The organism is Insulibacter thermoxylanivorax, from assembly GCF_015472005.1.
GTDB lineage: Bacteria > Bacillota > Bacilli > Paenibacillales > DA-C8 > Insulibacter > Insulibacter thermoxylanivorax.
Window position 1 is genome coordinate 12,741 of sequence record NZ_BMAQ01000026.1, and the last position, 19,204, is coordinate 31,944.

General features: G+C 54.3%; 11 protein-coding genes and 1 pseudogene. 3 read left to right on the forward strand and 9 right to left on the reverse strand.

The genetic code is table 11. From position 1 onward, the window contains the following. Window positions 1-215: 215 nt before the first annotated feature. From PRECH8_RS09985 to PRECH8_RS09995, 3 genes are all read right to left on the reverse strand, one after another. Entirely contained in the window at window positions 216-1,049 is an 834-nt protein-coding gene (locus PRECH8_RS09985) for a carbohydrate ABC transporter permease (protein WP_200966964.1), read from the reverse strand. Window positions 1,050-1,062: 13 nt separating this feature from the next. Next, on the reverse strand, window positions 1,063-1,941 hold the full coding sequence (locus tag PRECH8_RS09990; RefSeq protein ID WP_200966965.1) for a carbohydrate ABC transporter permease: 879 nt from the start codon (window positions 1,939-1,941) through the stop codon (window positions 1,063-1,065). 99 nt (window positions 1,942-2,040) lie between these two features. Further along, complete coding sequence (locus PRECH8_RS09995) at window positions 2,041-3,357, reverse strand: ABC transporter substrate-binding protein (protein ID WP_242457527.1); 1,317 nt, start codon at window positions 3,355-3,357, stop codon at window positions 2,041-2,043. Window positions 3,358-3,600: 243 nt separating this feature from the next. Here PRECH8_RS09995 and PRECH8_RS10000 point away from each other — a divergent pair, with 243 nt between their 5' ends. Both PRECH8_RS10000 and PRECH8_RS10005 read left to right on the forward strand, forming a co-directional pair. Beyond that, window positions 3,601-5,370 carry a sensor histidine kinase gene (locus PRECH8_RS10000; RefSeq protein WP_207161791.1) on the forward strand — a complete coding sequence of 590 codons (1,770 nt, stop codon included), beginning with the start codon at window positions 3,601-3,603 and terminating at the stop codon, window positions 5,368-5,370. After that, entirely contained in the window at window positions 5,336-6,586 is a 1,251-nt protein-coding gene (locus tag PRECH8_RS10005; protein WP_200966967.1) for a response regulator, read from the forward strand. Before PRECH8_RS10000 ends, PRECH8_RS10005 begins: the two co-directional genes overlap by 35 nt. 21 nt (window positions 6,587-6,607) lie before the next feature. Here the strand turns inward: PRECH8_RS10005 and PRECH8_RS10010 are convergent, their stop codons facing one another. The 4 genes from PRECH8_RS10010 to PRECH8_RS10025 form a co-directional block, all read right to left on the reverse strand. Further along, entirely contained in the window at window positions 6,608-7,696 is a 1,089-nt protein-coding gene (locus PRECH8_RS10010) for a hypothetical protein (RefSeq protein ID WP_200966968.1), read from the reverse strand. A 377-nt stretch (window positions 7,697-8,073) separates the two neighbouring features. Further along, window positions 8,074-9,075: an endo-1,4-beta-xylanase gene (locus PRECH8_RS10015; RefSeq protein ID WP_200966969.1), complete on the reverse strand. Its 1,002-nt coding sequence runs from the start codon at window positions 9,073-9,075 to the stop codon at window positions 8,074-8,076. 74 nt (window positions 9,076-9,149) lie between these two features. Then, window positions 9,150-11,183 (reverse strand): alpha-glucuronidase family glycosyl hydrolase, encoded by a 2,034-nt coding sequence (locus tag PRECH8_RS10020; protein WP_276569104.1) that lies wholly within the window; start codon window positions 11,181-11,183, stop codon window positions 9,150-9,152. Window positions 11,184-11,392: 209 nt separating this feature from the next. Next, window positions 11,393-14,329 carry a glycosyl hydrolase 115 family protein gene (locus PRECH8_RS10025; RefSeq protein WP_242457528.1) on the reverse strand — a complete coding sequence of 979 codons (2,937 nt, stop codon included), beginning with the start codon at window positions 14,327-14,329 and terminating at the stop codon, window positions 11,393-11,395. Between the two features lie 66 nt (window positions 14,330-14,395). Between PRECH8_RS10025 and PRECH8_RS10030 the strand changes: the two genes are divergently transcribed. Then, window positions 14,396-15,178, forward strand: a complete 783-nt coding sequence (locus tag PRECH8_RS10030) for a helix-turn-helix transcriptional regulator (protein ID WP_200966971.1) — start codon at window positions 14,396-14,398, stop codon at window positions 15,176-15,178. A gap of 72 nt (window positions 15,179-15,250) precedes the next feature. Here the strand turns inward: PRECH8_RS10030 and PRECH8_RS10035 are convergent. Both PRECH8_RS10035 and PRECH8_RS10040 read right to left on the reverse strand, forming a co-directional pair. Then, a pseudogene (locus PRECH8_RS10035) lies at window positions 15,251-16,681 on the reverse strand (ABC transporter substrate-binding protein). Window positions 16,682-17,078: 397 nt separating this feature from the next. Continuing rightward, window positions 17,079-19,154, reverse strand: coding sequence for a beta-galactosidase (locus tag PRECH8_RS10040; protein ID WP_200966972.1), 2,076 nt, complete (start codon window positions 19,152-19,154; stop codon window positions 17,079-17,081). Between the last annotated feature and the right edge of the window lie 50 nt (window positions 19,155-19,204).

Sequence of the window (19,204 nt, forward strand, 5' to 3'; positions counted from 1 at the left end):
ATATTCGTACAGCTCTCACCGCTTCCTGTCCATCTCCTTGGTCCCGCTCCTCACCTCCTTTCCTCTGGACACCGAAGAAAGCAGGAGCATCGCACATCTCCCTTACGGCAGATCGAATGATCAACCAGGGTGCGATTCTCCTGCCCGATATCCTTCTGTTCACTCTTACGATCAACTCTTCTCTTAAGACTCTTCACACTCAGCGGCATCTCAGCTCATCCCTTCACCGCCCCATCCATCAAGCCTGAGATGAATGGTTTCTGGAAGATCAGCACAACGGCGATCAGCGGAAGCACGCTTAAAGTGGACGCCGACATCACCAGATGATAGGGCGTGCGCACGCCGCTGTCCAAGGCCTTGATCGCCACGGAGATCGTCATCTGATCCATACTGCGCAGGACAATCGACGGCCAGAAGAAGTTGTTCCACTGTTCCACGAAGAAGATGATACCGAGGGAAGCGAAGGCCGGTTTGAGATTCGGAACGACGAGGCGCGCGAACATGCCCAGTTCGCTGCAGCCGTCGATGCGCCCCGCTTCCAGGATCTCATCGTGGAAGTCCGCACAATATTGGCGCATGAAGAAGACGCCGAAGGCCTTCGCCATCCCCGGCAGGATGACTCCCCACAGGTTGTTAACCAGGCCGATCTCCCGATACATCATGTACAGCGGGATGACCGAGGTCTCGATGGGGATCATCAGGGAAGCGAGCACGAACAGGAACAGGATGTTCTTCCCTCTGAAGGTATACTTGGCAAAGGCGAATCCCGCCATCGTCAAGAAGGTGAGCGCCCCGAGGGTGTACATGCCGGCAGCGAAGATGCTGTTCCACAGAATTCGCCCGTACCCGTAGCTTGTGAACAGTTCGGTGAAGTTGTTCCACTGCAGGACCTGCGGGATCCACACCGGCGGTTTGACGAAGATCTCGCTCTTGTCCTTGAGCGAAGAGCTCATCATCCAGTACAGCGGGAACAAGAGCAGTAAGGTCATCGTGATGAACAGAACGTGTACAAGCGCACTGCTTACAGCGCGTGGTCCTAATCTTCTCATCTCATAAATCCCCCTAATCCTTGAAGACGCGAAGCTGCAAGATCGTAAGCAGCATCATGATGAAGAAAAAAGCAACCGCGATCGCTGAGGCATAGCCGAAGCTTAGGTTCATGAAGGCTTCCTGGTACAGATAGAGGATCGGCGTCATCGTCGCATACAGCGGCCCGCCGTTCGTGAGCACGTAGGGTTCCGTGAACAGCGCAAAGGTGCCGATCGTGGACAGCACGGAGCAGAACAAGAAGATGCGCCGCATATTCGGCAGCGTGATGCGCCAGAAAGCCTGCACACCATTTGCTCCGTCCACATACGCCGATTCATACAGCTCGCGCGGAATCGTCTGCAGCCCTGCGAGGAACAAGATCATGTTGTACCCCGTCCAGCGGTACAAGACCATCAGCGCTACGGATACCCGTGACCAGAACTCCGTCTCCAGCCAGCCGATCGGCTCCTGGATGAACCCGGCGCTGAGCAGCAGCGTGTTGACGAGACCGTCTTGTTTGTTAAACAGCAGAGAGAAGACGAAGACGATCGCCACGACGTTGATCACATTCGGCAGGAAGATCGAGGTGCGGTAGAACCCCTTGGCCCGCATCAGAGGCCGGTTCAAGAGCACCGCTAAGGTGAGAGCTAAGAACAACATCAGCGGCACATGCAGCACGAAGATGATGACGCTGTTCCACAGCGTCTTCCAGAACAATTGGTCCGCCAGCAGCCGTTGGAAGTTCATCAGTCCCACGAACTCTCTGTCTTCGAACCCGTTCCAGCGCGTCATGCTGGTATAGAAGGAGAAGATGAGCGGGATGAAGGAGAACAGGAAGAATGACAGAAAGAACGGCAGGATGAGCACATAGGGAGCTGCTTTGTATTGGAACTGCCATCTGCGTCCGAACATCGTAACTTCACTCCTGTAAGTTAGTCGGGGGATCCTGCGCGATCCCCCGTTCAACCGGCTGTGCCTTTACTGTACCTGCTGCACCCTTTGTTGTAACCTTTATTGAATCAATTTGTCCTTGATCTCTTGCTCCGCTTCCGCGAAGGCTTGTTCGACGGAAACATTGTTCAAGAACACCTTGGCGAAGGCATTCGTCATGATCTGATTCGCCATAGGGAAGTTCGCGGTGTAGGACTGCGGATAGATCTCCGTCACCGCCTCGGCGAAGATGCTGCGGATATCCTGGCCGCCGAAGTATTCGGATGGCTGCTGGAAGCGTTCGTCCTCATAGATCGGTTCGTAAGAGGCGAACAACCCGCCGTCCACTGTCATGTTCAACTGGGATTCCGCCCGGCCGAGCATGAATTCCACGAAGGCCCATGCCTCTTCCGGGTATTTGGAATTCTTGTTAATCGCCATGTTCGAACCGCCGTCGTTCGCACTGCTGTACGGGTCATCCAGCGACCATTTCGGCATCTTCGCAACGGCCCACTTGCCGGCGTAATCCGGCGCGACCTGTCCGGACAACACCCCGTCGAACCACGAGGCACCGACGATCGTCGCTACGTTGTCCTTCAGCCCGTTCAGCCACGAATCGCTCCACGGCTCCGCATCATAGACGAGCCCTTCTTCCATGAACTTCTTCAGATACTCGCCGATCTCCACCACTTCCGGCGTATTCAGCGTCACATTGCCCTCTTCATCGAAGTACCACAGACCGCGCTGCCACATGATCGTCTCGAAGAAGCGGTTGTTGGAGGCCGTCTGCGAATCGCTGTACATGTAGACGCCGGTTTTCTCCTTGATGATCTTGGCGGCTTCATAATAGTCCTCGAAGGTTTGGATCAGCTCTCCAACCTCATGCGGCTCGCTGGGCAGCCCCGCTTGTTCGAAAATGTCCTTGCGGTAGAACATCACGACGGGACCGCTGTCCCAGGGCATCGCATAGATGCGTCCGTCCTTCTCCGTATCCGGCCATTTGAAGGCATTCATCTTGTCGCGGTACGGCTCGACCCGGTCCGTGATATCCAACAGGGAGCCTACCTCGACGAGACGCGAGAGCTGGCTGGACTGCACGGCGATCACATCGGGCACCGCATCCCCGGAAGTGCTGGCCACGAGGAATTTGTTGAAGACATCATCGGTGCCGTTGATCTGGTACTCCACTTCGATATGCGGATACTCCTTCTCAAACGCCTCCATATTCAAGTCCAGGGCCGTCTTGGCGCTGTCCCATACCCAGACGATGATCTTTACTTTCTCCCGGCCCTCCCCATTCGTTCTTTGATTCGACGTCGATTTGCTGCCGTCGCCGCTGCACGCGCTGATGATGAGCATCAGAGCCAGCAGCACAAGCAGGATAATCTTCCGTTTCAATGGACTTTCCCCCTATAAATTGAACTTTGTTCATCTCCATGGTAATGTTTTTGTAAGCGTTTTTACATACAAGAGTTGTTTGATTTTGTCGTCGATTTGTACGCTGGAAGTTCGATGGGTGGTTTTTGTTCGGTTTTGTCACCAACTTGTTCGGTTCGCCGGACTTCATCTTGCCGTCTTCCTCGAAGACGGGTATGTTATAGACTAAAAGGGGGAGTGTACGGAGGTTGCGATGAGAGTTAGATGAAAGTGATAAGCTTGCGGTGGAAGTTATTGATTTATTTTGCTATTAGTGCCTTCATCCCGGTGCTGCTGCTCGGCCTGTCCTCTTATCTTCAATCCTCGCACTTCGTGCAGGCCCAGTTCGGCCGTTACGGTGAACATGCCGTGGAACAGATGAGGATCTTGATGGATGAGCGATTCCAACAGATGAACCTCGTCGCAGCCAGTGTGATCGCTTATCTCGCCGATCCCCAGACGGCGCCGCTTACGGGGCAGGATCCTGTGTCATATGCCGAACTCGAGCGCGAGCGGGAGATCGGACAGGTGCTGAACATGCTCAACCACAGCTTCCCATCGATCATCTCAACGAATATCATCACGCAGTCCGGGAAGATCTACGGCAGCAATCTGCTGCAATATGAGAACTTGATCAAGAGCGACTGGTGGCAAAGCATGAATACGCTTACTAAGCGAAGGTATTGGAGCAGCTTCCACGATATCGATTACTACAATCCCTACAGCATCTCGCCGGGAACAGCGATCAGCCTGGTCATCCCTTTGGACGAAAAATATAACGTACCCGCGGACAGCTGGCTGCTCGTCGATGTGCGGGCAGAACCGATCCTCGAGATCTTCCGAAGCTTCGAAGAGGATACTGGAGCAAGTCTGACGATCACCGATGCCTTTGACCGCATCGTCTATCAGACAGGCAGCGGCCGCGTCCCCCAGGATGATGACATCGTCTGGACGACTCAGCTGAAGACCACCGGCTGGAAAATCCGTGCGAACCTGCCCTATGCCGTGTTTAACCGCTCCTCTTCCGTCATCCTGCAGAACACAGCGTTCTTCGCTGCCCTGTCCTTCATCCTCTCGCTGCTTGCGGCCATCGTCTTCGCATCCCTCGTCTCCCGCCGCTTGAAGCGGCTGAACCAATCGATGCGGGATTTCGGCTTAGGACGCATGGATACGAAGATCGAAGTCAGCGCGGCGGACGAGATCGGGCAGCTGGAGAAGCGGTTCAATACGATGAGCGAACAGATCCATATGCTGATCCAAGATATCGAACGCAAGGAACAGGCGAAGAAGGAGGCGGAGCTCAGCGCCCTGCAATACCAGATCAACCCGCATCTGCTCTTCAATACGCTGAACAGCATCCAATGGAAAGCAAGGCTCGCCGGCGACCGCGATGTGCCGCGGATGCTCTACCATCTGACGGCCATGCTGCAGAACAATCTCAACATCACGGAACCGCTGGTGACGATCCGCAAGGAGCTCGAGACGATCGAGCATTTCCTGGAGATTCAACGGAGCCGCTTTGGAGCGGTGTTCACCTGTGAAACGAAGATCGAGGAAGACTTGGAGGACGGGCTGATCCCGCGGATGAGCCTGCAGCCCCTGTTCGAGAACATCTTCTTCCACGCCTTCACCGACGGTGCAGGCAGGATTCAGTTGGAGATCGCGAGGGACGGTAAGGATTGGGTGAGGCTGGAGCTGGTGGATGACGGCGCCGGCTTCCCCGCTGCATTATGGAGCGGTGATGGACGGCTGCCAAGCGGTGCTCAGGAGGGCAGACAAGGGGGCACACAAGAGGGCGGTCATGATCAGCACGTCGCCAGACGAGGCGGTCTGGGATTAGCCAACGTAGCCGGTCGGTTTAAGCTGCACTTCGGAGAGAGTTGCGAATTCCAACTGCACTCCGAACCCGGCCGCGGCAGCAAGGTAACGATCCGCTGGCCGCTTAGGAAGGAGGATGGACATGGACAAGCCGATCAACGTCCTGATCGTGGATGATGAGCTGCTCGTCAGGCAGGGCCTGCGCTCGACCATCGACTGGGCGCGCTATGGCATGCAGGTCGCAGGAGAAGCCGCGAACGGTGAGGCGGCGCTGGACCTCTATGAACGGCTGCAGCCGGAGGTCATCATCACCGACATCGTCATGCCGCGCATGGACGGAATCGCGCTGGCCAAGGAGATTCGCAGGCGCGATCCGCACTGCAAGATCCTGTTCTTGAGCTGCCACGGTGAATTCACCTATGCGCAAGAAGGCATCCGCGTAGGGGCAGCCGGTTACGTGCTCAAGACGTCCTTGGACCATGATGAGATGCACGAATACCTCAGCTCGATCGCCCATGAAGTGCAGAAGCAGCAGCAGGAAGAGGCCGTTCGGCATCATCGTGGAACGGGACTGCCAGAACACTCAGGCGCCGCTTCCACTGCCTCGCTCACGGCGCTGTGGAGGCGGTGGCTCACCCGCCGCCACCCGGAGGACGAGCAGCGGCTGCTCGCCCGGGTGAAGGAATGGTGGCCGGATGCAGAGGGCAAGTGGATCGATATCGCCTTGATCACCGCCGAACACGAACAGCATGTCCTTGCCGATGATGCAGAACTCCTGCCTGCTTGGCAGCCGGCGATGCTGCTGTCCTTCCTGGACACAACGGGCCAGCGCATCGCCGCAAGCACAGCGGAGCTCTGGCCGCTCCTCGAGAGCCGCTTGATCGCAGCTAAGCAGCGCGTTCCCAGCCTCGTCTGGCGCTGCCGTCCTGCCCGCCGGCTGGAGGAGGTGCTGCAGAACTGGCTGCGGCTCCGCCAATATCGCAAGATTGAGCTGAAGTATCTTATTCCGGCACGCCTCGAATCCGATGCCGTGCTGACGGCAATCGAATATATCGAGGACCGCTTGGCGGAAGGACCCAGCACAGCGGAGATCGCAGAGCATGCGGGGATGAGCCGCAGCCATTTCAGTCTCATGTTCAAGAAGGAGACGGGTTGCAGCCTGATCGAGTTCATCTATAAGATCCGCCTCGAGCGGGCCTGCCTGCTCCTGGAGACAACGGATCTCAAGGCCCATGTCATCTCGGAGAAGGTCGGCATTCATAACTTCAAGCACTTCAGCCGCTGGTTCAAACAGATGACAGGACTCACCCCCACGGAATACCGACAGACGAGACGGAGTGCGCCAGCTTTAAGCGCACAACAAACAACGGCACTGACCAACACGCCCGGCTGACGATGTTGGTTCGTGCCGCTTTTATTTCATCGGGATATCAAGGATCCGGCTCTGCTCCACTATGTTCACAAAACGCCCCTCAGTCTCATCCCAGTGATAGGTAAGTTGCAGGAACTTCTCCTCGATGATCTTGGTTCCTGCATCCGAGATGATCCTCTCTTCCTCCTTGCCGTGTACATAGATCACCGGCTCGCTGTCAGGCTGCATGAAGGATGGAGGCAGGGTATAGGATAGCGTTCGCCGCCGCTCAATGATTCCCTCTTCCGTTTCCCTTGCGGAGGTATTGGCTGTCTCCAGCTCCCATACCCGCTTAGTCTGCGCTCCACTCAACAGATACATCACCGTATGCCTTTGCATCACACCCGTATCGGCGGGAACATAAACATCCACGGTGACCAGCGGGCCCTTATGAAATCCCTCGTGAAGTCCAACATGATAGATATCCCGGCCGAGCAGATCCGTGAAGACAAGCTCCAGCCGGTCTTCCTCACGGCCAAATACGGTGAAAACCGAGCCACCGACGGCATCGCTTAGCCAGGCGGCCAGATGAACATCATCAAGAACCAGCATCGGAAGCTCCGCTTTCGCGAACTCATCCCAACTCATCCGCCAATCTTCTCTGAGGACCGTTGCAGCCTCAAAGATCTGCTCTCTCACGAACATCATGAGATCTTGGTCGAGCAGCTGGTGCTTTTCTTCTCGATCGGAATCTTGCTTGTCATATCGCAATAGAAGCTGTCCTATCTTCGTCCGCGGATCATCCATCTTATATTTGCCGTCTCCGTCATCATCCAGATAGAAATACAGCATCACCTGATGATGAATCGGCGGCTGTCGAAGCTCAATCCTGCTTTCAAAATGCCCCTGCTCATCCGTATAGATGATCCCTTCCCCTAGGTACGTATGTCCGTCTTCTGCAAAATAAATAAAATAAGGATGATCTGCATGATGAAGAACACCCGAGATCACAAACTCATCACCGACCACCGCATCTTCCTCTGGAGCAAATACCTCGAGATAGGCTTCTTGCTGCTCCGTGCAGCCGGCCGCTATGATACTAATACCTAATAAAATCAGCAATCGGATCAACATCACTTTTATCGACTTCATCTTCCTCTCCTTGTTCCTCCCACTACATCCATACACCCCCTATTATACTAGATAACGACAAACTGCAACAAAAATATTGGGGCTGTCCTCGTCTTACACGACTATGACGCCTCCTCGCATCCTGAGTCGACAACTTCTGTCGTCTCGCACGCCTGCGACGCCTTCGCGCATCCTGAGTCGACAACTTCTGTCGTCTCGCACGCCTGCGACGCCTCCGCGCATCCTGGGTCGACAACTTCTGTCGTCTCACGCACCAAATCTCCTCGCCAGCATGTTCATACCATACATAAAGAGGCTGTCCATTGGTCAGTTTTCACTGACTTATTGGACAGCCCCAATGACATGCATCATATAAGTACTAGCATGAACCCGGAAGCCTAGCCAACGATCTCCCAGAAGGACTGCTTCGGCTTGCCTTCGAGATCGAACACGAGAGGCCAGTTCTTGCGTCCGCGCACCGGGAAGTTATCCAGCCACGTGTAGTTGTCCGCCACTCCCCAGAAAGTGACGGAAGTGATATGCCCTTTGTACTCTTTGAAAAGATCGAAGATCTGCCTATACCGCTCAGCCTGCTTCTCCAGCATCTGCTCCGTCGGCGCTTTGAGGTCCGTGCGCTTGTCATCATGCATGAAAACGGACATATCCAGCTCCGTGATATGGAGTTTGAGACCTAAGCTGGCATAGCGTTCGATCGCCGCGCGGATGTCATCCAGCGACGGGGATTCAATATTCCAGTGCGCCTGCAGGCCCACGCCGTGGATCGGCACATCGCGGTCCAATAGGGACTTCACCAGTGTATAGATCTTCTCTCGCTTCACCGGATCGGATTCGTTGTAATCGTTGTAGAACAGAAGTGCATCCGGATCCGCCTCATGGGCGTATTGGAAAGCCCGCGCGATGAACTCCTCGCCCCCGATCTCAAGCCACGGAGAGGGCCGAAGCAGTTCTTCCCCCTTGTCCGAGATCGCTTCATTGACAACATCCCATGCATAGATCAGCCCTTTGTAACGGCCGACAACGGTGTCGATATGGGCTTTCATCCGAGCAAACAGCGTATCCCGATCCGCCTGTCCGCCGCGGCCGTCCTCGAATACCCAGCGCGGCGTCTGGTTATGCCAGACCAACGTGTGTCCGCGTACCTTCAAGCCGTTCGCGGCGGCAAAGTCCATAAGCTCGTCAGCATGCTGGAAAGTAAACTTGCCCTCCTCCGGCTGCAGGCGTTCGAACTTCATCTCATTCTCCGCTGTCAAGCTGTTAAAGTGAAACTTGATCAGCTCTTCTTCGCGCTTCAAGGTGATGGGATTCACTGCAGCTCCGATTAAGAAATGGTTCTTAAACACCTCACGGAGCTTAGGAATGGACTGTGAATTGCTGGTCATGAACAGACCCTCCCTTATGGATATATCCTTCTATAAAGCCATCTATTAAACCTGATCTGTAACCCTCAGACCTATTAATAGATCTTGCGGCCGTGTTGATCCGCAATACCGGATTTGCGATAGAAGTAGGTATTGATTACATCCCGCCACTCCTTGGCATGTTCCGCTTGCTCCAACAGCCGTTCCAGCACGCTTTCGTAGCGCTCCGCATCGATCTTCCCTTCAAGGCTGCGCCATCTCTCCACCAATTCTGCTGCCTGTTCAACTCCCTCGAAGTGGGTATCGTAGATATGCTGGATGACGGTCTTCCCGGAATGCAGCACATGGGTATAAGGAACATGATGGAAGAATAGCAGCAGCTCATCCGGGCATTCCTCCAGCGATTCATAACGGGAAGCATGCGGCTCATGGTACTGTGCTGTATAGCCTGTTCCCGTCTTCACCGTGCGGTCGACGCCGATGCCATGGCAGTCTGCGAAGTGATAAGTTCCCCAGCGTGAATACTCATAGCCGTCCACATTCGGGCCGTAGTGATGACCCGGGTTCACCATCCAGCCGACGCCGAGCGGCGCTGTATAGTTCTCATAGATGGACCAAGACTCCAGCAGCATGCGGCTGATCGTCTCCACCACCTGCGGATCATGGCCGAAGGTGATCCTCACCCATTCATCGGTGATCTCCTCTGACGTGAGCGTCGGCTTCCAAGCAAGGCGGCCGTAACCGTAGAAATTCGCCTGAGCCAACAGATGCCCCGTCCAGTTCTCATCATTGCCGATGTTCGCCACCCCCGCGAAACCGCCGAGCGGGCGATTGAACAGCTCGCCGGAGACCGTCCGCGCCACTGTCGATCCTTCTCCAGCCGCATAGGTGTCAAAGTCGACGACTTCCTTCCACTGCGGAACAAGATAGCAGAGATGGATCTGCTGCCCCGTATATTCCTGGGTGATCTGCAGTTCCAGCATCTGATTCGTGCGCGTCAAGCCGCCGAACAGCGGGGATACCGGCTCCCGCACTTGGAAATCCATCGGCCCGTTCTTAATCTGCAGGATGACGCGCTCATGAAAACGGCCGTCCAGCGGTCGGAAGTGATCATAGGCCGCCTTCGCACGATCCGTCGAGCGGTCCCGCCAGTCCTGCATGCAGTTATAGACGAAGCAGCGCCAGATGACGATGCCGCCGTAGGGCTCCAAGGCTTCGGCCAGCATATTCGCGCCGTCGGCATGATCGCGTCCATAGGTGAATGGCCCCGGACGATGCTCGGAATCCGCTTTCACCAAGAAGCCGCCGAAGTCCGGAACATGCTCATAGATCTCCTTCGCGCGATCCTGCCACCAACGTCTCACCTGCGGATCGAGGGGATCAGCGGTCTCAAGCCCTCCGGCCTGGATCGGCGCCGCGAAGTTGATGCTGAGGTAGAGGCGAATCCCATACGCCCTGAACACTTCTGCAACGCGCGCCACCTGCGGCAGGAATTCCTTCGTGATCAGCTTCGTCTCCGTCTCATGGACATTGACGTTGTTGATCACTACGGCATTCAGCTGCACAGCTGCCATCAGCCTTGCGTAATCGCGAATACGGCTTAAGTCTTCGATAAAGGCATGATCGCGGTAGAAGATCGATTCTCCGGCATAGCCGCGCTCGATGCTGCCGTCCATGTTATCCCAGTGGTTGATCATGCGAAGTTTGTTCGCTGGATTCTCAATCACCGACAGGTTATCGATCCGCCCTCTCGTCTGCAGGATTCGCAAGAAATGGAACACCCCGTACAGCACGCCTTTGCTTGTCGTCCCTGCAATCACGAGTTTGCGGCTGCCGCCGGATATTACCGTATGAAGCAGATAGCCTTCTTCATCAACCTTCGCAGCTTCATCCTTATCAATCAATCCGGCAATCTCCGGCTCGTCCAGGGTGCCGGCGAGGAGTGCTGCATCCCCTGCTGTGTCCGTCAGTTCAGGCTGCTGCCCGAGCATCGCTTGGAGTCCTTCCAGCAATTCCTCCTGCGCCGAACGCAGCACGGGATCTTCTGCGACATTCCCCGCTGCATAAATCTTGCTGCACAGCTGAACATATGCTTCTGCCAGTTCAGCAGGCAGCTTCTCATATCTCAACCACGCCTGATATGCTGTACTTGCATAACGCTCGCTGCCAACACTGTTTCTGATTCCTGCTTTGTTGTTTGTCGTCAATTTGCATCCCCCGATAATCGAAGTTGTGATAATCAGAGATGTTTTCTACAACATCTGTATTCAATAATTGTATATGACGAACCTCAAATTGCCCATAGATTAACTAGAGATGATTTGTATTTATTAAAGATTTATCTTGGATTCGAGCAAGGGATGCGATAACTCTCAACCGGTCCGTAATAGGAATAAGGAAGCGGAACCTTAGATAGAACAAGCTTCTGCAAGACCAAACCGGCGTCCAGGCCGTAGAAACGCAAGGTATGGAGCCCTGCTGACAGCCTATGCGCGGTGGTTGAGAGATGGATGTTCTCCAGTACGCCGCGCCCCCACGAAGACGATTCACCGGCAACGAAGTCTTCCGGCAGCGTATCCGCCATGACCGGCTCTTCGCCGTCGAAGGAGACCGCATAGCGCAGTCGGCTGTCCGCGAATAAGTTGTTGGTCGGTGCCGTGTACGCGGTCAGCGTGTAATCCCCATCCTCCTTCACCCAGATGCGATACTCCAGATAAGGAGCCTCCTCCGGCCGCGGAAAGGACACCGTCGTCGGGAACATCTTGAGGGAGGACAAGGTCCGGCCGTACCCTTCGATCACCTTCCACTCTGCCTGCGGCACGGCAGCACGGCGCACGGTATGCTCGGCTTCAATCGAGACGATCCCGCCGGTCTCGATGAACGTCCCCTCAGGTATGCCGTGCACATCGATGAGCTCGGCCTGTACCCGCACCTCTACCTGCTGCCCGGCGCCTTTGATCGTCAGCGTGCCCTCGGCACTTTCCGTCAGGCGGTCCCAATCCACAGCCGCTTCGATCATGATGCCGTCATGCACCGTGCCCTGCCACTTATTCGAGCCGGAGAGGCTGCCTTCCCTTGGGATCGGCTCCGTTTGCTCCGCGATGACCAGCCAATCCACATCCGCCTCGATGGTGCATGGAAAGGGATCCGCACCCTCGTTACTGACCGTGAGCGTCCGCACTTCTTTCATCAAGTTCGTGAACGCAGGGAGCGCTGCTGTCCCTTCAGCAAACCCTTCCTCCTGTCCCTGGACATCAACGATCATCCGCGAGCCCGGCTTGGGCTGCACCCTGCTCACTTGCGGGTAACTCCAACCTTCGGCATTCCATCGGACGTAGCCGACGTGCGGCGAGGACATCATGCCCCGCCACTTGCCGTTGGACAACAGATAGTTGTACTCGTCCTGCAGCTCGATGTCCCTGGCGATCGCCTGTTCCACATATCCGGCATAGCGGTTGGCGAGCGTGCTGGGCAGCTCGCGGTGCGCATACTTCCGGTTATAGGCGGCATAGATCTGCATCTTCTTCACATTCGCCGAGGCAACCGCGGGATAATACACCAGCTGATAATAAGCATCCCGAAGCGATACGGGCATCCTCTGATAATGCTGCTCCGCTTCCCGCTCCAACTGGATGGCTCGCGCCAGCTCGCGCTCCGCCTCGCGGTCAACGTGCAAGCTGTAGGTATCCGGATAAGTCACCTCGGGCTTGCGGTTGCCATTCATCCGCGTATAGCCGGTCAGCACCTTGGCGATGCCGTCCAAGGTTTCCTGATCTTCAACTGCATGGCCGAATTGCTGGCGGCACCACCTGCGCGTATATTCTTTCGTTCGATTCAGTCCCTGGGCGCCCCATGTATCATAGTCATAAGCAAGGTCCATAAAATACGAAAGCGGCAGCTCCATCGGTTTCAGATCGCCGACATTGACGATCCACAGCTCCCGGATTCCGTAATCATAGGCCATCGTCATCTGTTCCCAAATCTTCTGAAGCGGAATCGTGTTGACCCATTCATAGGATACGGGGCCCCCGTGATAATCGAAGTGATAATACAGCCCCCAGCCCGCGGGGCGATCGCGATCCTCCGCCCTTGGCAGCGTGCGTACATTGCCGAAATTATCATCGGACAGCATGATGATCACATCATCTAAGACATCCCAGTCCTTCAGTCCGGGAACATCCTCTGTGCCGTGCCAGAATTTCTCTACTTCCTTATAGATGACCAGCGTCTGCGGCGCATCTTGCAAACCGTGCTTACGCAGGATCTCCTTCTGCGTCAGGATGATGTCCTTGAGTCTCTCGATATTCTCCTCGACGGTGCCGCCCAGGGCCGAGTCCCTTTCGCCCCGCATTCCCAAGGTGATGATGCTCTCAAACTCGCGATTGCGCTTCACACCGTCTTCCCAGAAGCGTGTAATCGCCTCCCGGTTCTTCCCGAAGTCCCAATCATAGCGGTCCGTATACTGACGATACACCTTCCCCCACTCTTCCCCGGCGCGGAACATCGGCTCATGGTGGGAGGTGCCCATGATGATGCCGTAGGCATGGGCCAGTTCGGCATTGGCGAGCGGATGACGCTTGCCGTCTTCACTGAAGACCGCGCTCCACATCGCCGGCCACAGATAATTGCCCTTCAGGCGGAGAAGCAGTTCGAACACATATCGGTACATATCCTCGTTAAAACCGCCGAAACGGTTGTTCGTCCATGTACCGAAGGAAGGCCATTCATCATTGATAAAAAATCCCCGATAACGAATCGACGGTTCCTTCGAGGTCACCTGCAGCTGCTCCATCGGCAGCAGGATATCCCGCCGTTTCTTCGGTACCACATCTCCCCAATAGACCCAAGGACTTACACCGATCATTTCGGACAAGTGATAGATCCCATAGAAGGTGCCCCGTTTGTCGCTGCCCGCGATGACGATCGCTTGCTCCACGCCCTCAAACGGGTGTTCCAACGGGCGAATCATATACGTTTCCCGTTTGCCCTGGATCGCTGCAGCATCGATCCGTCCTTCTGCCGCCAAAGCATCGATCAATCGGTTATTGCCAAGGGATCCGGCGATCACCGCAATCTTGCTCAGCTCCTTGGCATCCGTCACGATGACGGGCCTGATGCCGGTGATCAGCTCAACATCTCCGGCAAAGGATGCAGCAACCAAGCTCATTCCGTCATAATCCCGGCCCTCGGGGTCGATATAGATTCTTGCTGCCAGCCCTTTCTGTACCAGAGGGAAAATCCCTTTGCTTGTCTGTTCGTGTGTCCTATGTTCCACTCCGTTTCCTCCTTTGTGTTGTCTTTTTTGCATAACCGTTTATGATAAAAATAGCGGGGTGATGCTATGAATACCGAGAAATATCAATACTTGGTCCCCTATGTCTTCTTGTTCGCCGAACGCCGCTGCTATCCAGACTGGGTGATCGAGAGACGTCTGAACAACTTTCATGACTTAACCTTCGTGGTCGGCGGCAAGGCTTGCTACATCGTCAACGGTGTTGAGTACATCGTAGAAGCCGGGGACGTGATCTATATACCAAGCGGTTCTACCAGGGAGGCATACACCTTTCAAGAGTCGCCGATGGTGGCCTACCCCTTTAATTTCCACTGGGCAGAACCGAACAATCATATCCCCCTTCCTTTACAAGTTGTGAACAAGAATCTCATCTCCAAAGAGATTCTGGATTATATTCGCGAATTCAAACAGGTCTGGATGAATCAACAGCCCTTCTATCAAATCCAGGCGCGGGGCATCTTCGAAGTGATCATCGCCCGCCTGCTCAGCAACTACTACCGTATGTCTGATGCCCATACGGATCCGCGCATTAAGAAGATCACCTCTTATATCGCCGATCATTATTCAGAGAATATCACGATCAAAGATCTGGCTGAGATGGTAGATCTGCATCCAGTATACTTAGGTAAGTTATTCAAGCAATACACCGGTTCCACCTTCAAAGAGTACCTGAACCGAATTCGCATCAACAACGCGGAGATGATGCTCTCATCGGGAGGTTTTACCGTTACCGAAACAGCGGAACGCTGCGGATTCTATGATATCTCTTATTTCAGCAATCTCTTCAAAGCCATGAAAGGGTATCCGCCGTCAGCGGCCAGAAAATATTAACAGGGGGACGGATCGTCCCCCTGGGATCTTTGTGAATGCGATCCCATGCTGCGGCGGTCTTATTGACCGGTCTTATTGCCCCCATACCTCGTCAACGGCAGCTTGGAACGGCGCTTTGTACTTTTCGATCAGCGTCGATACCGATACGCCGTCGCGCAGTTCGCCTAGGAACTCATAGTAAGGCAAGGACGGATAGTAATCGATCTGCTCGATCACCTTGAAGCTTTCGACAGCCCGCCTTGCGTTGTTGATATCGTCTTCGTTGGAGAAGATCCTTTCGAACGAGGCTTGATGGGGATAGTCATAGATGGATTCGATGTCGTAGATTTTCTCCCAGATATACACGAGCTGCTCCGGATTCTCTACGGCTCTTGGAATGGCGTAATAGTTCGGAATCGTATTATGCGAATGGTACATCGTGGCGCTCGGTCCCTTCGGGAACGGCAGGAAACCGAGGTCATACTCCGGCATCTCATTCATCAGATCTTCCATCTCGTAGTCGTGGCCGGGGTACATCAGCGTATTGCCTTGGATGAAGAACTGTTTCGGTTCCGTCCAGTCCCCGCCCTCCGTTGGTCTGGCTACTTGCTCAACAGCCAGCCTGTGGATGAAGTTCAGAACTTCCAGGGTCTTAGGATCTTCAAGGGTTTGCTTGCCTTCATGGAACAGGGCGGCTTCGTTAGAGGCTAACGCCCGCACCAAAAGATCGTTGGTCGCCAGTCCCCACATATCGATCTTGCCGTCGTTGTCCGTGTCGCGGTTTGCCTGCTTCGCCACCTCGATGAACGTATCCCAATTCCACGTGTCCGTATCCACATAATTTTGCAGCGGGTCCAATCCGAGTTCATTCATCAAGGTGCGGTTATAGATAATTCCTGAAGCCGCTCCGCTGATGCCGATGCGAAACCCGTACCCCCTGCCGTTGTACTACGAGAATTCCTCCGTGTACTGCAGGACAAAAGCATTTTCATTTTTCACATATTCATCGAGCGGCCAGAACAGATCCTGGCTCGTCAAGGACGGGATCATCCACGGACGAGGCATCCGGATGATATCCCCGAGCGGTTCTCCGGCGATCAGTGAGGCGGTCACCTTATCTCGGTACTCTTGGTAATCCACGATGACGTAATCAACTTCGAAATTGTGTTTTTCTTTAAGCCTATTCAGGTTCTCAAGCATCTGGATGCCGTCCGGGCTGTCCCCTTGAATGGATTCGTCATACCAAGAGACCAGCTTGATGACGCGCCCGCCCATGTCAAAATCCATCTCATCGTCCTTGTCTTCACCGGCGCTCGCATCCGGTCCAGAATTGTTAGCGCTGTCATTTGAAGGCACCGGGACATCTGCATCGCTGCCTCCGGTATTCGCGCCTCCTGCGCAGGCAGCCAAGAAGACCAATAACAAGCTGCAGAGAAGCATGAACATCATCCTGCGAATCCGCATATTTGCACTCCCCCTCAAACTGGCTACATCCATCCATGTAGCGTTTTCATGGCTAATCATGATCTGTCATCTATCAGATTGATGACCTCAGGAAAAATTATATGTGGGCAATGCAAAAGTCACCATGGAGGTTTTCAATATAATTTGTGAAAATTAAATATTTTCGAAATATTCTATAATCCCTAAGGTTATGATCTATAGTTTGTAAGGTATAATTTGAGGGGCATTTTTATGGTTCACGCGTCAGACAAGCGTTTGTATATATTTAACATTTTTCCGTCTGCAACCGTATCCTGGGACAAAAGAGCCGCTTGATCGTCATTACGCCTAGATCTGCTACAAAAGCCGGCTTCGTACCATCGGTACGATTCCGGCTTAATAGCATTACATTAGGCTTAACAGCCTCACTATAAGTGATCTGGTATCTATCCGCTGTCTATCTGGTATCTAGAATGCACTAGCCGCTGTAACGGCTGGGGCGTACCAAGATCTTGATCCCGTTCACATTCAGCAGAAGTTCCTCTCCTGCTGATTGTCCTGTTTCGAAATCCGCATAATCCGAACCATCCAGTTTCACCCGCTGCTCTGCACCGCTGAAGTTCATGACGAATACGTAATCCCGCTCGCCGTCTGTGCGCACTTGCGCGGTCACTCCCTCGGGCAGATCCGCATTCAGCACGCGCTTCACGCCCGCTTCGTCAACAACCTTCCTGTAGAATGCATCCAGGAAGTCGCTCTTCAGGCGAGTTGCCATGTAATAAGCGCGGCCCTTGCCGAGTTCATTGACCGTGAGCGCCGGACATCCAGCATAGAAATCGCCCTCATAAACGCCGAGCACCTGCGCCGTTTCTGCATGGGCAAGCTCGCAGATCTCATGCGTTTCATAGACGCCGGTCAGCCCCAGGCGGTTGCCTTCATTCATGACAAGACCGTTCTTATCATGCGGATACAGCCCCTCGATCTCTTCCGCCCAGATCCCTAGCGTACGGCGAAGCGGACCCGGGAAGCCGCCGAGATGACAAAGATCCGTCTCATCAACAACACCGGACCAATAGGTGCCGACAAGCGTACCGCCGTTCTCAACAAACTGCTCGAGTTTTCTCCCAGTTTCTTCGCTGCACATGTACAGCATCGGCGCGGAGATCACTTTGTACTTGGAGATATCATCTTCTATCCCGATGATATCCACCGGTACGCCATACTGCCACAATGCAGCATAGTGTTCAAGCACCGTGCGCTCATAATGGATTCCCATATTGCGCGGGCCTTGGGCATCATTGATCGCCCAGCGGTTATCCCAGTCAAACAGTACGGCAACTTCAGCAGGTGTTGAAGTACCGACGATCTCCTTCATATTCGCCAACGTCTCGCCAAGCTCGGCCACATCGCGGAATACACGCGTATGCTCATGGCCTACATGGTCGACGACAGCGCCATGGAATTTCTCGCTTGAACCGCGGCTCTTGCGCCACTGGAAGTATTGTACCGAGTCAGAACCGTGCGCAACCGCTTGCAAAGAAGACAGCTTGTGCATGCCTGGGCGTTTCAACTTGCTCACTGGCTGCCAGTTCGTCAAGCTCGGCGTGCTCTCCATCAACAGGAAGGGCTTTCCTTTAATCGTGCGGAACAAGTCATGGTTAAAGGCGAACTTCACCGCTTCCTTCTTATCGGACTCCGCATCATGCCAAGTCGGATACGCATCCCAGGAGATCACATCGAGGATATCGGCGAACTTACGGTAGTCGAGGCCGTCGAATGGAATGACTTCCATCATGTTCGTCGTCACCGGCAAATCCGGGTTAATCGCTTTCAAAGGGGCGATCTCATGTTTGCAGAAATCGATCGTGCGATCGGTGACATAGCGTCTCCAATCCAGGTTATGCCCGTGTACGGCGTTTTCACCATGCGGCGACGGCGATTCAATCTGGCTCCAGTCGGTGTACGTATGGGACCAGAACGGTGTCCACCAGGCGTGGTTCAAAGCATCTAATGTACCGTACTTCTTCTTCAGCCACTCGCGGAAGCCCTCTTGACAGTAATCGCAATGGCATTCCCCGCCGTATTCGTTAGAGACGTGCCAACCGAGGATTCCCGGATGTTTCGAATAGCGTTCTGCCAGCTTCGTATTCATGATCCGCGTTTTCTCGCGATATACAGGCGAGCTGTAGCAGTGGTTATGACGATGACCGTGCAAGTTCCGCACGCGATTCGGGCCAACTCTTAAAACTTCAGGGTATTTATATGACATCCAAGCCGGTCTTGCTCCAGACGGAGTAGCAAGCCAGAAATAGATTCCATTCTCATACAATCGATCCAATACGCGATCCAGCCATTCAAAATTGAACTTGCCTTCCTCCGGCTCCAGTGCAGCCCATGCGAAGATGCCCACGGACATCACATTGCAGCCTGCCAGCTTCATCAGGCGAATATCTTCTTCTAATACTTTAGGATCATGAAGCCACTGGTCGGGGTTATAGTCTGCTCCGTGCATCATTACGGGTAACTTACTGCTAATCGGCGGATGCTTCAGCATGTTGACCACTCCTCCTTAATTCAATTAATTAATAAAGTCCTTTCAATAGG